Here is a 17,756-nt window from a genome sequence, read left to right on the forward strand (position 1 = left end):
ATTGCCCTCAAACTTGGGCCTGCTCCCCGCCGGGAAGCAGGCTTGAATTGTTATTCGTGAATTTCGCCGGAGCCGCCAACGGCCACGACATTGTAAGGTTTGCCTTCGACCGCGATTTCGCGGTCTTTTTCGAATTTTGCCGCATTTATGACATGCAGCTTGCTCTTCAGCGGATCGCTGACGACGATCTCATCGCCAGCAACGGCAATGCGCGGGCGTGGCAGATTCCAGTGACCGTCCATGCTGTATGGTTCGGTCAGTTTGATTGATTTGCTGATCTTGCCCGTTACAATATTGAGCTGATGCAACTGGCCGTCTTCGGTAAAAATATAGGCAAATTGTGGCCGTGCGGAATCAACGGCGAAGTGCACCCGACGCGCCGGAAGTTCGACCAGACGGAATGGATCGGCATTGCCGGATTCAACCAGCACGACCGCCTGCGGTCCATAATTGCCGAGAAAATATTGCAGACCCTTGCCGCCAAGCAGGCTCGTGCTTTTTCCATCCGGCAAAGATTTTGAATAGGCCAGATGTTCAATTTCTGGCCCATCGGCACCGGCTTTGACCAGCAGAAGCCCGGTCTTGCAAGCGATGGCCAGAACATTGCCTGACGACGCTTCACCATGCAGATCCGGGCATTCGTGCAATGATCCTATTGCTGCGTTGTTTTTATCCAGAACCTTGATGCCGATTGGCAGCTCATCAGTCGGCTTTTCCGGATGCGGCTCGGTGACGAGAACATCATCACCGTAGGAGATCGCGACACCGTGGTGGGGAGACGCCAGCTTGACGGTGCGCACGCCGGCTTTTCCATCCAGCACTTCGCTTTCCCTGACGATCTTGACCACGCCATCGCCGTCAAAAAACTGAGCAATGTTGCCATTATGATCAACGAAATGCGACGGGCGCTGCCCTTCGAGTTTGAAATCCAGCAGCCTGGGTGCCTCAACTCTGAGGTCGCCATGCGAACCGTGATCTTCAATGGCAATGCCGGTGGAGAGAATTGCGACTTCTGCTCCGTCACGCTCCACAGCGAAGATCGTCTTGCCGCTGTCCGAGACTGACAAGCCCGCCGGCGCTTTCAACTTGAATGTATCGAGAACCTTGCCGGTCTGCGGATCAAGCGCGCGAATTGTTGGCTCGGCCTGATCGGCGACAAACAACCTCCAGGTGGTCTGCTCGGCAGCAAATGACGGAAGCGCAGTTGCGCCAAATACCAGTGCGAGAGGCAGAACCATTTTCAGATGTCGTGACATGTTTATTCCTTTTATGCGTAGGTCTGTCGGGAAACATAATGTAATAACATTACATTCTTGCAAATGAAAAAAGCGGAGTCATCCCCCGCTTTCTCCACCTTCATCCATCAGCTGCCCAGGATGGCCTTTTTGAAGGCGCTGATATTGTGATGCATCATGTCAACGTATGTGCCGGCACCTTCCGCCGGTTCTGACAGTGCATCGGAAAACAAGGTGCCGCCGACATTCAGCTTGGTCTCGCTGGCAATCTGTTCGATCAGGCGGGGATTGGTGATATTCTCAACGAAGATGGCGGAAGCCTTGTCTTCTTTGACCTGTTTGATCAGAGCAACGACATCGGCAGCTGAAGGTTCAGAGTCAGTTGAGAGACCTTCCGGAGCCAGGAACTTCAAGCCATAGGCATTTTCGAAATAACCAAAGGCGTCATGTGATGTGATAATCAGACGCTTGGATTCCGGGATCGCCGCAATACCGGCCTTCACTTCAACCTCGGTGAGATCAAGCTTCTTGGTGTAGTCGGCACCATTCTTCTTGTAAGTGTCGCAGTTGGTCTTGTCGGCGTTGCAGAAGGCATCGACAATATTCTGGACATAGATTTTGGCATTGTGGATCGACTGGAAGGCGTGCGGATCAAAGGCACCGTGATCATGGTGTTCACCGCCTGCCTCGGCATGGCCTTCTTCTTCATCCTGCGCCTTGAGCGGTTCAACACCCTTGGTCAGTTCGACGATTGTCGCCTTGGTGCCACTGGCCTCAACAAGGCGCGGCAGAAAGCCTTCGAACCCGAGACCATTGACCAGAACGACATCGGCACCCGCGAGCGCTGCGGCATCAGAAGGCTTAGGCTCATAGACATGGCTGTCGCCGTTCGGGCCAACAAGATTGATCAGGGAAATCTTGTCGCCGCCAACATTCTTGGCAAAGTCTTCGATAATCGAAAAGCTGGATACGACCTTCAATTCCGCAGCAAATGCCGACGAATATCCCGCCCCAAGTAACAGTATAACATTCAAAGCCGTAGCAAGTTTGAGCGCCTTGCGCATGGGTAGTCTCCTTTATTGAATTATGCTGTTCTGTGACGATGGGAACGCATGCGGCTGTTCAGGACACCGCGAGAACCGACGAGGATGGATGCTATATACATCGCACCGGCGGAAAGAATGATTGCCGGGCCTGATGGCAAAGCGAAATGGTACGAGATCAGGAGCCCGGCGACGCAGGACACCATACCGATCAGAATGGCCACAGCGCACATGGGACCAACCCGCGTGGTCCAGAACCGCGCACCTGCGGCCGGGAGCATCATCAGGCCGACCGAGAGCAGCGTCCCCAATGCCTGAAATCCACCCACGAGATTGAGCACCACCAGCGCCAAAAAGATAAAATGAACCGGCGTTCCGATGCGGCTGACCGAGCGCAGAAACAGCGGATCAAGGCACTCAGCCACGAGGCCGCGCCAGAAAATGGCGAGGGTCACAATGCTGACCCCGCAGATCAGGCTGATCAGGATCAACGCATCATTGTTCAGCGCCAGAACTGTCCCGAACAACACATGCATCAGATCAACATTTGATCCACGCAACGAAACGATCATGACGCCGAGCGCCAACGAGATCAGATAGAAGGCCGCCATGGAGGCATCTTCCTTCTGGATGGTGAAGCGGGAAACAGCACCAGCACCCAGCGCGACGATAACGCCGGCAATCAATCCGCCGATGGTCATCGGCACGATTTGCAGACCATAGAGTAGGAAACCGGCCGCCGCGCCTGGCAAAATCGCATGGGACATGGCATCGCCTGTCAGGCTCATGCGCCGCAGCATAAGGAAAACGCCCACCGGGCAGGAACTGAGCGACAATGCCAGCGAACCAAGCAGCGCACGCTGCATGAAACTGTAGTCAACAAACGGAGCGATCAGAAAATCATACATTGTCCGGATCAAGCCCCATTTCGCCGGTCGTGGGCGTGATCGTCATTATGGGCATGGTGTTTATGATCGTGCGAATGCGCTGTTTCCGGCGTACCCGTTTCATCCGCCTCACACCATGGGGCACCTTCAGTCCAAGCCTCATGGAATTGGCGCGCATGCAGGAGATTTTCCGGGCGCAACGTTTCCTTGGATGCACCCCACGCAATCGGTTTGCGCGCGAGCAGCAAGGTCTCGGGAAAATGCTCGCGAACCAGATCAAGATCGTGGACGACAACCATGATCGTCCGCTTCTCCCCGTGCCAGCGCTTGATCAGTGCAATGAGATCGCCAACAGTTTTGGCGTCGATGGCGTTGAACGGTTCGTCCAGCAGGATCAGATCCGCATCCTGCACAAGCACCCGTGCAAACAGTGCACGCTGCAACTGCCCGCCAGAAAGGCTGTCGATCGGACGCTTTTCAAAACCGCCCAGCCCGACGCCCATCAGAGCCTTCGAAACCTGCTCGCGATCATCAGCGGTAAAACGGCCAAGCAGCCCGCGCTTTGGCCAGAGGCCCAGCGAAACCAGATCGATAACCCGCGCCGGGAAAGACCGGTCAAGCTCCGATTGCTGCGGCAGATAGGCGACGCGAACACCCTTCTCGACCACACAGGAGCCGGACATTGGTTTCAAAACACCGACAATGCCCTTCATGAGCGTTGACTTGCCTGAACCGTTTGAGCCCACAACCGCAGTCAATGAACCGCGCTCGACTGTACCGCTCAGGTGATGAACCGCAGGATGACTGCGGTACCCGAGGGTAAGATCGCGAAAGGTAAGGCATTGATCAGTCATTGTATATCCGTGTGCGTGGAATGGGAGGACATTGAATATTTACGCCCATCGCACGCCCTCTTCTTGACGTCTCGATATGTGATGTTATTACATTAGTCAAGAATGGCGAATTTGAGAATAGGACAATTAATTTATCCACTGGCAGTAAATGAAGTGGTTCCCTATCTCTAAGGAAGTAGAAATTTGCAACGAGAGACTTGTTTGCGGCTGATTCAAGAGATAGCAGCTTTAATGAGTACTTTCAGGAGACCGACGGCAATGACGACCGCCCAAGAGCTGACAAAAAACCAGTCACTGGTTTTCAATACGTTGTCGCGCGCGGATGGGCCGCTCAGCGCCTACACTATTCTTGACCAATTGCGCGGCGATGGCTTCCGCGCACCGCTGCAGGTTTATCGCGCACTGGAAAAGCTGCTCGACTATGGCATGGTCCATCGTCTCGAAAGTATCAATGCATTTGTCGCGTGCGCCCATCCGCACCACCACGGTCATAGCCACGGCATGATCGCTTTCGCGATCTGTGAAAAATGCGGTCAGGTCTCGGAATTTTCAGACGATATTATCACGCAGCGTGTCCGGCAATGGACGACAGACAACGGTTTCAAGCAAACCAAGACCACGATCGAGATTCGCGGCGTCTGCGCCAATTGCGGAACAGCCTGACAAGCGTCAGGCCTTGTAGGCCTTGAGAAAAAGATCAACACCCGCCGTCACGGTCTTGCGAATTTGCTCGGGCTCGGGCTCATTCTCCATCTGACCGAACAGGCGCCGGCGCAACAGACCTGAATGAAAAAGGTCTGAAAGCTGATAAGCGGCTATCTCCGTATCTTCTATGGCAAGAAAGCCTGCGGCGACGTGCCTGTCCAGGAGGGCACGCATGATAGCAAGGCCTTTCTTCGGGCCCTTCTCGTAGAAGCTGCAACTCATGGAAGGCATGCGCTCGGCTACACCAATAATAACCCGCTGCGCTTGAATACCCGCATTCGACGTAATGAGGGTGGAAAGCGCAATACCAAACTGGATCAGAGCTTCCCGCAGGTCGCTATTGCTCTCCAATGCCTGGTAGATTCCGTCAAACAGCGCCGTCTTGTATTGCTGGCACAGATCGATGAACAGCTCTTCCTTGTTATTGAAGTAGACATAGATCGTGCCCTTGGACACGCCCGCTTCACGGGTAATGTCATTCATGCTGGCGGCATCAAAACCCATCTGTGAAAAAACACGGTTGGCGCCATCCAGAATCTGCTGACGTTTCACCGGATCCTGTCCGGCGGCCAAGCGGCCGGGCCGCTCGAATGATGTCATGCCTGGGTCAACAACGGATGCCTTGGTAGACGACATATTAGTCAAATTTCCTCGTTTTCGATTCTTTTTCGAACCAACCGGTTCGATCCACTTGATATGCGCTCTCATTTGAGGTATGTCAACGATCGAACCGATTGGTTCAATCAAATTCAGATTGAACACCTGTAGAAAGAGTTCCTACATGTCCGCGCCGAAATCTACAAATGAAGCCGAAATTCGCCAGTTTCCGACACCTTCGCCTGCGTCCAAGGTTGAGGCACCGGCAACAGCTGAAGCGCCACAGCACGAAGTTGTGACATCAACGCCGGCTCCGCCAAAGCGTTCCGTGAGGCGTTTTATCCTGCCGGTCATTATCGTCGCGGCCGTGGGTGCCGGTGCATGGTATGGACACGAGTGGTGGACAACAGGCCGCTTTATGGTCTCGACCGATGACGCCTATATACAGGGCGACATCACAGCGATTGCCCCCAAGGTCACGGGTTACATCGACACCATCAATGTGGTTGCCAATCAGCGCGTCAAGGCCGGTGATGCACTGGTGACGCTTGACGACGGCGACTATACGATTGCCGAGAAGCAGGCTGAGGCCCAAATCGCCACACAGCGGATGACACTTGAACGCATTCAGGCACAGACCGAAGCCGCCAAAGCCTCACTTCAGCAGGTGGAAGCCGGAAAGGTTGCCACGCAAGCTGTTTTGACCAACGCAATTGCAGCATCTGCACGTGCCAGCCAGTTGCATGCCACACGCTTTGCCTCCCAGTCACAGCTTGATGATGCAACGGCAGCTCTCGATCAGGCCAAAGCCAACCTCGTTTCGGCTGATGCGCAAATTGCTGCTGCGGTCGCCAATGTCGGGGTGCTGGAAGCTCAGTATAAAGAGGCTGAAAGCACCGTCGCCTCGCTGCAGCTTGCAAAGGATAAGGCCGCTCGCGATCTTTCCTTCACTGTTATTCGTGCACCTCTCGATGGTGTTGTCGGCAACCTTTCGGCCAAGAAGGGTGACCTTGTGAGCCCCGGCCAGCGTTTGGCTGCTCTTGTGCCGGTCGATGCGCTCTACATTGATGCGAACTACAAGGAAACGCAGTTGCGCAACATTGTACCGGGTGAAAAAGTCCGCGTACGGGTTGATGCACTTTCAGGCGATACGTTTGAAGGCACTGTTGCTTCAATCGCTCCAGCATCTGGTGCGGTGTTCTCCTTGCTTCCAGCTGAGAACGCTACAGGCAACTTCACCAAGGTTGTCCAGCGCGTTCCGGTTCGTATTGCCCTGCCCGCCGATGTACTGGCATCCGGCAGACTTCAGGCAGGTCTGAGCGTGATCGTTGACGTCGACACGCGCACGGCTCCAGCCAAGTAACACGCAACGAGCATCAGGCCGAAGATCATGTCGAGTGCCACCACAAGCGGAAAACCGGTAGCACCGGTTGCGTCAGATCAAATTGACCCGAAGAAAGCCATCGCCTTCGTGGCGATGGTCTTCGGCATGTTCATGGCGATTCTCGACATTCAGATCGTCTCGGCATCGCTCGCCGAGATTCAGGCCGGATTGAGCGCGAGTTCGGACGAAATTTCCTGGGTTCAGACGTCTTATCTGATCGCCGAAGTTATCATGATCCCGCTTTCAGGCTTCCTTGGGAGGCTTTTGTCGACGCGGGTTCTGTTTACGATTTCCGCTGCCGGCTTCACCGCCGCCAGTATACTCTGCGCCACCGCGACAAATATCGACCAGATGATCGTCTACCGCGCGATTCAAGGCTTTATCGGCGGCGGCATGATCCCCAGCGTCTTCGCAGCTGCTTTCACCATTTTCCCACCGTCCAAGCGATCCATCGTTTCACCGATCATCGGACTTGTTGCGACACTTGCGCCGACAATCGGGCCAACTGTCGGCGGCTTTCTCAGCCACGCCTTTTCCTGGCACTGGCTGTTTCTCGTCAATGTTATTCCCGGCATCATCGTGGCCTTTGCCGCCTGGAACCTCATCGATTTCGACAAAGGCGACAAGTCGCTGTTCAGCAAGTTCGACTGGTGGGGCCTTGCCGGCATGGCTACGTTCCTTGGTTCACTCGAATATGTTCTGGAAGAAGGCCCGCGCAACGACTGGCTGCAAGACAGCTCAATCTTCTTCTTCGCTATTGTTCTTGTGATCGGCGCGCTGCTGTTTTTCTATCGAGCCTTTACCGCCGAAGAACCGATCGTTGATTTACGGGCATTCAAGAACCTGAACTTTGCCTTTGGCTCTGTGTTCTCATTCATCATGGGCGTTGGTCTCTACGGCTTGACCTACCTTTATCCCCTCTATCTCGGACGCATCCGCGGCTATGATGCGTTGATGATCGGCGAAGCTCTGTTCGTCAGCGGTCTTGCCATGTTCATGACCGCGCCCGTGGCAGGTTTCCTGTCCAATCGCATGGACCCGCGCCTGATGATGATGATCGGCTTTGTTGGTTTCGCCGCTGGCACGTGGACCATGACAGGTCTCACCGCCGACTGGGATTTCTACGAATTGCTGCTGCCGCAAATCCTGCGCGGCTGCTCGCTGATGCTCTGCATGGTACCGATCAACAATCTTGCGCTAGGCACACTTCCTCTCTCGCGCCTGAAGAATGCGTCCGGTCTGTTTAATCTGACGCGTAACCTTGGGGGTGCGGTTGGCCTTGCTGTCATCAACACGATTCTGACGGATCGCGGAGTGATGCACTATGCCCAACTTTCGGAGAATGTGCGCTGGGGGAACCCGGAAGCTGAAGACCTGATGGCCAGCATGAGCAGAAACTTCGAGTCCCACGGCATCGACGGGTCAACAGCCGCACTCGTCAGGATTTCAGGAATGGTGCATCGACAGGCTTCGCTGATGTCATTCATGGATGTTTTCTATATCCTGACGATGCTGTTTGCCTCACTTGCTTTCTTCGCGATCATGATGCGCAAACCAGCGCCCGCTGCATCAGGCGGCGGTGGCGGCGGGCATTAGAGCAAGTTTGCTCTAGCTCTGCTGATCACCACGCAGGCGACTGGACCAGTCTTCCACCTTACGCGTTTCCAGACGCCGCTGCGCATAGCGTCGCCAACCGTCCGGAAGCCGTTCCAATGTTGCCATTTCCGCAAGCGCGTCAAGATTCATGGTGTCGATGTAGAGCGTGTGCCACAAGCGGCGGATGGTCCAGTCGGGCGTTGACCGGTCAACACAGGTGATCGTATCTCCCGCTGAAACATAGCCTGTTTCGAGTACCCGGTAATACCAGCCGGTTCTTCCTGTTGTCTGGACACGCAAGGACATATCCGAAACGCCGAAGCGACTGTTCAGCTTCCAACAGGGCTGCCTCCCCTGCGACACCTCAACAAGCGCTGCACCCACACGAAACACATCGCCGAGGGCCACATTCGTTTCATTGAGCCCCATCGTCGACAGATTTTCGCCAAACGCCCCGACTTGCTCAAGAACCGGCAAGTCACCAATTTCCCCGATCCAGTTTTCATAATGATCAAAGGGGTAATGATGAACAGCCTTATCGACACCGCCGTGACGTTTCATATCGCCCTGAGCATCTCCCTCAAATCCGGTCGCGCTTAACCAAAGGCGTCCCTTGACAGCCGCCTTGGCTATTCCGCTGAGTACCTCTTTATCTCCCAATGGCGCCAGCGCGCCAATAAGCAGATCGATTTTAAAGTCCGTCATAGATGTCATTTTCGGTATCCTGAATATCGCCGGAGGTTGACGATATTTGGGTGGATCTTCAACCCCGCGTGTTGTCACGTCCAAGGTGCAGCCGCCATGAGCCTGAGAATTTACATCGGAATTTTGATGCATTCACTGCGAAGTGACCAGGCAAAACCCGCCTGAATGAATATTGTCTTCTCTGTTTTTCGGGCTCGAAATTTGCATAGTCGCCGTCTGCTTCCTCATGAAATCCTGCAAGAATCCCAGGCGAAAACATTAGTCCCCTAACGTAATTTTCGATTGTTCAACACGCTCCTGTGGATGGCAATGTCGTAAGAAATCAAACGCGACATTAATTATTCGACTAACTGACGCACCCTCCAACATTTTTGTCGCTATTGGAGTAATTTAGCCCTGTTTCCGGCTGGCGCCAATTTTCCGTATTGGGCGAATTGCTAAGCCACCGAAAAAATGTTTCACTTGCCGCTACTGCTCATGAAAAGACGTTCGCGGGCCTGTCATCTAACTGACATGAGAGCCCTATATCGGGAGGCAGGAACGTCGAAAAAAGAGCCAATGACGTTTGTCGCTTAAACAGGGGTGTTAAAATGGTTGTTTCTTCAAAACGCTTGCTCTCTCTATCGACAGCTTTGCTGTTCGCAAGCACAACGCTTTCGTTCGCGGATGCACCGGCAGAACTGGTTGCAGCTGCTAAGAAGGAAGGCGCGCTGACAACAATCGCATTGCCGCACGACTGGTGTGGTTATGGCGATATCATTGCAGGCTTCAAGGCAAAGTATGGTTTGACAGTCAACGAGCTCAATCCAGATGCCGGATCGAAAGACGAAGTCGAAGCGATCAAGGCAAACAAGGACAACAAGGGCCCACAGGCACCTGACGTTATCGACGTTGGTCTTTCGTTCGGCCCGGAGGCCAAGAAAGGCGGCCTGACACTGCCTTACAAGGTTTCCACATGGGATTCGATCCCGGCAGAATTGAAGGACGCCGACGGTCACTGGTACGGCGACTATTATGGCGTCATGTCATTCGAAGTGAACACCGACATCGTCAAGAACGTACCAAAGGATTGGGCTGATCTGCTCAAGCCGGAATATGCCAACACAGTTGCGCTCGCTGGTGATCCACGCGCTTCGAACCAAGCGCAGCTCGCCGTTTTGGCCGCTGGCGCATCGACTGGTGCAAAGCCGGGCGCAGCTGCTGGCGAGGCTGGTCTGAAGTATTTTGCCGATCTCAACAAGGCTGGCAATTTCGTGCCGGTTATCGGCAAGTCGGGCACACTGGCACAGGGCGCAACCCCGATCATCATCAACTGGGATTACAACGCTCTTACGGGTCGCGATACGCTCAAGGGCAACCCGCCGGTTGAAGTTGTTGTTCCGACAACAGGCGTTCTCGCCGGTGTCTATGTTCAGGCCATCAGCGCCTACGCACCGCATCCCAATGCAGCCAAGCTCTGGATGGAATATCTCTATTCCGATGAAGGCCAGATCGGCTACCTCAAGGGCTATTGCCATCCGACACGCTTCAAGGATTTGGTAAAGAACAACAAGGTACCGAAGGAAGTTCTCGACAAGCTGCCGCCAGCAGCAGCCTACGAAAAGGCTTTCTTCCCGACCCTCGATGAACAGGCTGCCGCCAAGGAAGTCGTCACCAAGGGCTGGGACAAGGTTGTTGGCGCCAACGTCAAATAATCTCTGAGATCTGAATCCCCGTGGAAACATCCGCGGGGATTCCTTTTTCAGGACCTGAGCCATTTCGGCCTGAATTGACTGTTGGTTTGTACGCTTCGCAAAATGCGTGTCAGCGACTATAATTGCATCCAAGAAAGCGGTTTCCAAAATCCCATGAGCGCGATTTCAGAAGCAAGCACACCACATATCCCACCTGTTGCCACTCAGGAGCGCAAACGTCTGTCGCTCGACTGGCTCGGCGTCATGCCGTTCTTCATCTTCGCGGTTATGTTCCTGGTTCTACCAACGATCTATCTGGTCGCCGGTGCATTTCAGGATGCGCAGGGTAATCTAACTCTCAATAACCTCGCCAACCTGTTCCAGCCGTCCATTATGGATGCATACTGGATCTCGATCAAAATCTCCCTGACATCCGCGCTTCTTGGCGCGTTCATTGGCTTTTGTATCGCTGCAGCAATCACCTTGGGTGGACTGCCGAGCTGGATACGTGCGCCGATGATGACCTTTTCCGGGGTGGCATCGAACTTCGCAGGCGTTCCGCTGGCCTACGCCTTTCTGTTTACGCTCGGACGTACGGGGCTCGTTACATACCTGCTGGTCAATGTCTTCGGCTTCAATCTCTACGCCCACGGCTTCAATCTTCTGAGTTTCTGGGGGCTGACCATAACCTACCTCTATTTCCAGATTCCCTTGATGGTTCTCATCATCACGCCAGCTCTTGACGGGTTGAAGCGCGAATGGAAGGAGGCAGCCACCATTCTCGGCGCCACCGGGCCGCAATACTGGCGCATGGTTGCTTTTCCAATTCTCTGGCCTGCCCTGCTCGGAACCATTCTCCTGCTCTTTGCCAATTCCTTCGGCGCTATCGCCACGGCCTATGCACTCACGGGATCGTCACTGAGCATCGTACCCATCGTTCTCTACGCCCAAATTCGCGGCGACGTACTGCAGGATCCGCAGCTCGGTTATGCCTTGGCCTTTGGTATGATTGTCATCACCGGCATCTCCAACGGCATTTACATCTGGATGCGTGCCAGCAGTGAACGGTGGCTCAAATGAAGATAAATCGTTTCTGGTCGTGGATTGCGCTTGCGTTCGGCATTCTCTATTTCGCGCTGCCTTTGTTGGGATTGTTTGAATTCTCGCTACGCATGCGGCGCGGTGTCTATTCGTTTGACGCCTATTGGGTTGTGCTGAACGATCCGGGCTTTCAGGCGACTTTTGCTTATTCCGTCGTGATGGCAATCGCCACCATTCTTGTTGGTGTGCTGCTGATCGTTCCAACCGCCTATTGGGTCCGTCTGCGCCTGCCAGGCTGGCGGCCTTTCATCGAATTCATCACGCTGCTGCCGCTGGTCATTCCGGCAATCGTCATCGTGTTTGGCTATATCAAGCTTTACAATACATCTTCGATGCTACCGCTGACCGGCTCAGCCATCGGAACGAATATCCTGTTGTGCTTCGGTTATACGACGTTGGCGCTGCCTTACATGTACCGTGCTGTCGATACCGGACTTGGCGCTATTGATATCCGCACCATGACGGAAGCTGCGGAAAGCCTTGGTGCCAGCCGGATCACCATCATGTCCCGCATCATTCTTCCCAATGTGCTTGTTGCGGTTCTGTCGGGTGCGTTTCTGACTTTTGCCATCGTCATTGGCGAATTCACCATGGCCGCCCTGCTCAACCGACCGGCTTTTGGGCCGTTCCTTCAGCTACTCGGAGCCAACCGGGCTTACGAACCCGCCGCGCTTTCTGTCATAGCCTTTGCCATAACCTGGGTCTGTATGGGGCTGATCCAGATCGTCACCCGCTTCAACAAATCCCTCGCTGCAACCAAGCGATAATCGGGAACCTGCCAATGTCATTTCTTACCATCAGCCATTTGAAAAAGAGTTTTGGAGCGACAACCGTTGTTCACGATTTCAATCTGAACATCGAGAAAGGCGAGTTCATCTCCTTCCTCGGACCCAGCGGCTGCGGCAAGACGACCGTCCTGCGCATGGTTGCCGGTTTTGAAATACCGACGTCAGGCATGATCAGCATTGGCGGCAAGGACGTCGTCAATCTCAAGCCGAACCAGCGCAATATCGGCATGGTGTTTCAGGCTTATGCCCTCTTTCCCAACATGACCGTGGCGCAGAATGTTGCCTTCGGTCTGAAGGTCGCGAAGAAGCCACAGGCAGAGATCAATGCGACGGTGCACGAGATGCTGTCGCTGATCAAACTGGACCATCTGGCCGAGCGCTTCCCCTATCAGCTTTCCGGCGGCCAGCAGCAGCGCGTTGCCCTTGCACGTGCCTTGGCCACCAAGCCACAGGTGCTTTTGCTGGATGAACCGCTCTCGGCGCTGGATGCGAAAATCCGCGTGTCGTTGCGTGAAGAAATTCGGGCGATCCAGCGCAAACTTGGCATCACCACGATTTTCGTTACTCACGATCAGGAAGAAGCTTTGTCGATCTCGGATCGCATCGTCGTCATGTATGAAGGCAAAGCCGAACAAGTCGGTGCGCCGTTTGAAATTTACAACAAACCAGCATCGCGCTTTGTCGCCTCGTTTGTCGGAACGCTGAATACTTTGGATGCGGTCGTGCGTGATGCAAGTACCGGCACGATAACGGTCGATGGCAAGGATGTCTCGATTGGCCTGAAACGCCTCAACGGCCATAAGAATGGCGACAAGATTTCGCTTGCGGTTCGCCCTGAGGCCGTCAGCCTCGGTGAAGCCACGGGCAGCCGCGAGACAACACTCGACGGCAAGATCAACAGCGTGCACTTTCTTGGATCGGTCATCCGCATTCGTGCCTCGCTCGGCGATAACATGGTCTCGTTTGATACATTCAACGATCCAAGCGCTCCGCCGCCAATCCCAGGCGAAGATGTCAAGGTCAGCCTCGCGGCAAAGGATTTGCTGGTTCTGGAGCATTAAACTCCGGCATCGCTTCGAAAACAAACGGGGTGCTGTTGCCAGCACCCCGTTTTAATTTGACGACTGAGTTAAGCGCTGCAGCTATCCCTCAATCGCTTCATCAAGCAGCTTGAGTGCTGCTTTTTTAGTAAGTTTAACCGGATTACCGCCAGCAGTCGGGTCGACGATTGCCATATCGGCGATCAGCTCTTTCTGCTTCTTCGTCATATTGAGGTCTTTGATCAAACCCGGCAGCGCATGCGGAACTTTCAGTTCCTTGCGCAGCTTGATGATCGACTTGGCAAAGCCGTCGAAACCACCCTTGATGCCGATATAATTGGCCAGCCGCGCAATGCGCTCTTCCACCGCATCACGATTGAACGCCAGCACATAGGGCATGAAGACCGCATTGGTCATGCCGTGATGCGTGTCATACAGCGCGCCAATGGGATGCGACAAGGAATGGATCGCGCCGAGGCCCTTCTGGAAAGCGGTTGCACCCATCGCCGCCGCACTCATCATATGCGCGCGAGCTGTCAGGTCCTTGCCATTGGCATAGGCTTTGGGTAGGTTTTCAAAAACCAGACGAATACCTTCAACCGCAATGCCATCCGCCATCGGGTGATAACCCGGGGCGCAATAGGCTTCGAGGCAGTGCGCGAGCGCATCCATGCCGGTACCAGCTGTAATGAAAGCCGGCATACCAACCGAAAGCTCAGGATCAGCGATGACAATCGCTGGCAACAGCTTCGGATGGAAAATAACCTTCTTGGTGTGGGTTTCTTCATTGGTGATCACACCCGCACGGCCGACTTCCGAACCGGTGCCAGCAGTCGTCGGCACTGCAATAATCGGCGCGATCACATCGCTGTTGGCACGCGTCCACCAGTCATCAACATCTTCGAAATCCCAGACCGGACGGGTCTGTCCTGCCTGAAACGCGATAAGCTTGCCAAGGTCGAGCGCCGAACCGCCACCAAAGGCAATAACGCCGTCATGCTTGCCCTTTTTGAACACGGCAATACCGGCGGTCAAATTGGATTCGACCGGATTTGGCTTTACCTCGGAGAAAACGCCATAGGGAACTTTGGCATCGTCAAGAATCTTCAGCGTGCTTGCGACAACTGGCAGCTTGGCAAGGCCTGGGTCGGTGACGAAAAGCGGCTTCTTGATGCCGGTCGCTTCCAGCACCTCCGGCAATTCCTTGATACGGCCCGCGCCGAAGCGAACGGTGGTCGGGTAATTCCATTTGGAAATCAGTTTGCTCATGGTGTGTCTCTTTCAGAAAATCAGATCGCTTCGCGCAGATGGAAGGATTTTGGCCGGGTCAGGTTACCGTAGCCAATGGCAGACATCGCAGCGCCCTTGCCGGTTTCCTTGACTCCGGTCCAGACCAGCGCCGGATCGATATAATCGCAGCGGTTCATGAACACAGTACCGGTTTCAATCCGGTCGCCGATGCCTGCCGCCCTGTCAGTGTCGGTGGTCCACAGCGAAGCTGTCAGGCCATACTGGCTGTCATTCATTAGGGACAGTGCTTCCTCGTCATTGCGCACCTTCATGATGCCAACAATCGGGCCGAAGCTTTCTTCGCGCATGACACTCATCTGGTGATCGACACCCGTGAGCACTTCGGGTGCGAGATAGGGCGACCCTGCCTTGTCATTGGCAACACTCATATTGACATGGGCCGTCGCACCCTTGCGCAATGCCTCGGCCTTCTGCTCGCGGATCAACTCAGCAAAGCGTGTCTGCGCCATTGGACCCATTGTTGTTGCCGCATCCAGAGGGTTGCCGACAACATACTGCTTCGTCAGATCGACAAAGCCATCGACAAAGCGGTCATAGACGTCAGCGTGTACATAGATGCGCTCGATGCCGCAGCAGCACTGGCCAGAATTGAAGAATGCGCCGTCAACCAGATTGGCAACCGCATGGTCCAGATTGACATCCGGCAGCACATAAGCCGGATCCTTGCCGCCGAGTTCCAGCCCGAGCGACATGAATGTTCCCGCCGCAGCTTTCTCAATGGCTCGGCCGCCACCAACGGAACCGGTGAAATTGACGTGATCAATACGGCCGGAACCAAGCAGCTTTTCTGTCTGCGCGTGATTCACAACGATATTCTGGAAAACGCCCTTCGGCAGCCCGGCTTTTGCGAAAGCCTGCGCAAAGCGTTCGCCCACCAGCAGCGTCTGCGCTGCATGTTTAAGAATGACACTGTTGCCAGCCATCAGAGCCGGAATGATCGTGTTGACGGCAGTCAGATACGGATAATTCCATGGGGCAATGACCATGACGACGCCAAGCGGCACATGCTTGATGTAGCGGCGAAAGCCCGGCTTGTCGTTCTCGATGATGGGTGCGAGCGCCTGTTCTGCAATGCGAACCATATAGCGCGTGCGCTCTTCCACGCCGCCTTTTTCGCCGCCATAGCGGACAGGCCGCCCCATCTGCCAGGCAATTTCCGGCACGATTTCTTCATTCATGGCAAGCAAGGCATCCAGCGCCGCAAGGCAAAGCTGGCCGCGCTCGGCAATGCTTGTCTGCGACCAGCTCACCTGCGCCTGCTTTGCGGCTTCCACCGCCGCATCAATGGCCTTGTCCGTTGCGATGGGACGTTCCGCATAAACAGAACCGTCAATGGGAGTGATCAATTTGACCGTCTCGGTCATGGGTAAACCTCTAGTCTGTGTTTTAAAAAGTCAGTTCCTGTCCCGCGGCTCGGAGCACGGGACAGATTTTGCTGTTTGTCTTCAATACCGTTCGAAACCGCGATGCAACTCCCAATCGGTGACCCGGCGGTCATACTCAAACTGTTCCCACTTGGCGGTGTGGACATAGTGCTCCACAACATCTTCACCGAGGGCGGTTTTGAGCATTTTCGACTTGGCCAGTGTTTCCGTCGCATCGCGCAGGGTCTTGGGGATTTCGCGTAAGCGCGCACCACCATAGGCATCACCCTGGAACGGCTTGTCGAGTTCAAGCTTCTCATCAATGCCCGCAAGACCGGATGCAATCAGGCCGGCAAAGGCAAGATAGGGGTTCAGATCAGCGCCGCCGATGCGGCATTCGATGCGAATGCCCTTGGTGCCTTCGCCGCAAAGCCGGAAACCAGCCGTGCGATTATCGAGGCTCCAGACGTTTTTGGTTGGTGCGAATGTGCCCGCCTGAAAGCGCTTGTAGGAATTGATATAGGGCGCGAGGAAGAAGGTGAAATCGTCGGCATATTTCAGCTGTCCAGCCACCCATTGGCGCATCAGCGGCGACATCGTGTGTTCGGCGTTCTTGTCGAAGAACAACGGTGTCTTGCCATCTGCGCTCCACAACGAATTGTGCACATGGCTGGAGCTTCCGGCCAGCGAGTAATCGTACTTCGCCATGAAGGTGATCGCCTTGCCCATCTGAGTGGCGATTTCCTTGCAGCCGTTTTTCATGACCACATGACGGTCGGCCATTTCAAGCGCTTCGGCATAGCGCACATTGATTTCTTCCTGTCCCGGACCCCATTCACCCTTGGAATTTTCCACGGGAATACCCGCATCAAACAGACCATTGCGGATGGCGCGCATGACCGCGTCTTCCTTGGTGGTCATCTGGATCACGTAATCCTGAATGTAAGGCGACGCCGTGCTCATACCCTTCCAATGTTTGGCGCGGGCACTCTCGTAGGTCTCATCGAAAAGATAGAATTCGAGCTCGGAGGCGAAGTAGGCGAGATAGCCGCGTTCTTTCAGCCGTGCCAGCTGGCGCTTCAGGATAGCGCGCGGCGAATGGGCGAGATCCTCATGGTGGTGATGATCGAGAATATCGCACAGAACCAGTGCACACTTTTCCAGCCATGGAATGTGGCGGATGGTGGAAAGGTCCGGCTTGATGACAAAGTCGCCATAACCCTGTTTCCAGCTGGCCGCCTTGTAGCCGGGGACTGGCTCCATATCGATGTCGTTGGCCAAGAGATAGTTGCAGCCGTGTGTCTCATCATGGGCAGATTCGACAAAGAAGCTTGCATGGAAGCGTTTGCCAATCAGGCGGCCTTGCATATCGACGAAGCAGGCCAGCACCGTATCAATTTCACCATTGGTTACATGGCGCTTTAGTTCGTCGAAACTCCAATGTCCGGGCATTTCTTGTCTATCCTCAAGCAG

General features: G+C 54.6%; 16 protein-coding genes. 7 read left to right on the top strand and 9 right to left on the bottom strand.

Translation table 11 applies throughout. The features are described from left to right. Positions 1-50: 50 nt before the first annotated feature. The 4 genes from aztD to aztA form a co-directional block, all read right to left on the bottom strand. Entirely contained in the window at positions 51-1,256 is a 1,206-nt protein-coding gene (aztD, locus tag HB779_RS20025; RefSeq protein ID WP_188343972.1) for a zinc metallochaperone AztD, read from the bottom strand. A gap of 107 nt (positions 1,257-1,363) precedes the next feature. Continuing rightward, complete coding sequence (gene aztC / locus HB779_RS20030) at positions 1,364-2,299, bottom strand: zinc ABC transporter substrate-binding protein AztC (protein ID WP_188343973.1); 936 nt, start codon at positions 2,297-2,299, stop codon at positions 1,364-1,366. Positions 2,300-2,319: 20 nt separating this feature from the next. Continuing rightward, complete coding sequence (gene aztB, locus HB779_RS20035) at positions 2,320-3,186, bottom strand: zinc ABC transporter permease AztB (RefSeq protein ID WP_188343974.1); 867 nt, start codon at positions 3,184-3,186, stop codon at positions 2,320-2,322. Positions 3,187-3,194: 8 nt separating this feature from the next. Next, positions 3,195-4,019: a zinc ABC transporter ATP-binding protein AztA gene (gene aztA / locus HB779_RS20040; protein ID WP_188343975.1), complete on the bottom strand. Its 825-nt coding sequence runs from the start codon at positions 4,017-4,019 to the stop codon at positions 3,195-3,197. Between the two features lie 258 nt (positions 4,020-4,277). Between aztA and HB779_RS20045 the strand changes: the two genes are divergently transcribed. Further along, a complete protein-coding gene (locus HB779_RS20045) occupies positions 4,278-4,682 on the top strand; it encodes a Fur family transcriptional regulator (RefSeq protein ID WP_188343976.1) in 405 nt (134 codons plus the stop codon). 6 nt (positions 4,683-4,688) lie between these two features. On the opposite strand, the gene HB779_RS20050 is transcribed toward HB779_RS20045, so the two are convergent. Then, positions 4,689-5,360 carry a TetR/AcrR family transcriptional regulator gene (locus HB779_RS20050; RefSeq protein ID WP_188343977.1) on the bottom strand — a complete coding sequence of 224 codons (672 nt, stop codon included), beginning with the start codon at positions 5,358-5,360 and terminating at the stop codon, positions 4,689-4,691. Between the two features lie 145 nt (positions 5,361-5,505). Between HB779_RS20050 and HB779_RS20055 the strand changes: the two genes are divergently transcribed. Both HB779_RS20055 and HB779_RS20060 read left to right on the top strand, forming a co-directional pair. Continuing rightward, a complete protein-coding gene (locus tag HB779_RS20055) occupies positions 5,506-6,684 on the top strand; it encodes an HlyD family secretion protein (RefSeq protein ID WP_188343978.1) in 1,179 nt (392 codons plus the stop codon). Between the two features lie 27 nt (positions 6,685-6,711). Continuing rightward, positions 6,712-8,301, top strand: coding sequence for a DHA2 family efflux MFS transporter permease subunit (locus tag HB779_RS20060; protein ID WP_188343979.1), 1,590 nt, complete (start codon positions 6,712-6,714; stop codon positions 8,299-8,301). Between the two features lie 12 nt (positions 8,302-8,313). Here HB779_RS20060 and HB779_RS20065 read toward each other — a convergent pair whose 3' ends face one another. Continuing rightward, complete coding sequence (locus HB779_RS20065; RefSeq protein ID WP_210302635.1) at positions 8,314-9,006, bottom strand: MOSC domain-containing protein; 693 nt, start codon at positions 9,004-9,006, stop codon at positions 8,314-8,316. 590 nt (positions 9,007-9,596) lie between these two features. Here HB779_RS20065 and HB779_RS20070 point away from each other — a divergent pair. From HB779_RS20070 to HB779_RS20085, 4 genes are all read left to right on the top strand, one after another. After that, positions 9,597-10,700: an ABC transporter substrate-binding protein gene (locus HB779_RS20070; RefSeq protein ID WP_188343981.1), complete on the top strand. Its 1,104-nt coding sequence runs from the start codon at positions 9,597-9,599 to the stop codon at positions 10,698-10,700. Positions 10,701-10,943: 243 nt separating this feature from the next. Further along, positions 10,944-11,759, top strand: coding sequence for an ABC transporter permease (locus HB779_RS20075; protein ID WP_371823942.1), 816 nt, complete (start codon positions 10,944-10,946; stop codon positions 11,757-11,759). Next, on the top strand, positions 11,756-12,547 hold the full coding sequence (locus HB779_RS20080; protein WP_210302599.1) for an ABC transporter permease: 792 nt from the start codon (positions 11,756-11,758) through the stop codon (positions 12,545-12,547). Before HB779_RS20075 ends, HB779_RS20080 begins: the two co-directional genes overlap by 4 nt. Positions 12,548-12,561: 14 nt before the next feature. Further along, positions 12,562-13,629, top strand: a complete 1,068-nt coding sequence (locus HB779_RS20085; protein WP_188343983.1) for an ABC transporter ATP-binding protein — start codon at positions 12,562-12,564, stop codon at positions 13,627-13,629. Positions 13,630-13,710: 81 nt separating this feature from the next. Here the strand turns inward: HB779_RS20085 and HB779_RS20090 are convergent, their stop codons facing one another. From HB779_RS20090 to HB779_RS20100, 3 genes are all read right to left on the bottom strand, one after another. Further along, positions 13,711-14,877 carry an iron-containing alcohol dehydrogenase gene (locus HB779_RS20090; RefSeq protein WP_188343984.1) on the bottom strand — a complete coding sequence of 389 codons (1,167 nt, stop codon included), beginning with the start codon at positions 14,875-14,877 and terminating at the stop codon, positions 13,711-13,713. Positions 14,878-14,897: 20 nt separating this feature from the next. Further along, positions 14,898-16,283, bottom strand: coding sequence for an aldehyde dehydrogenase family protein (locus tag HB779_RS20095; RefSeq protein ID WP_188343985.1), 1,386 nt, complete (start codon positions 16,281-16,283; stop codon positions 14,898-14,900). A gap of 81 nt (positions 16,284-16,364) precedes the next feature. Then, entirely contained in the window at positions 16,365-17,735 is a 1,371-nt protein-coding gene (locus tag HB779_RS20100; RefSeq protein WP_188343986.1) for a glutamine synthetase family protein, read from the bottom strand. Positions 17,736-17,756: the final 21 nt, after the last annotated feature.

The sequence above is a fragment of the Phyllobacterium sp. 628 genome (assembly GCF_014189505.1).
Taxonomy (GTDB): Bacteria; Pseudomonadota; Alphaproteobacteria; order Rhizobiales; family Rhizobiaceae; genus Phyllobacterium.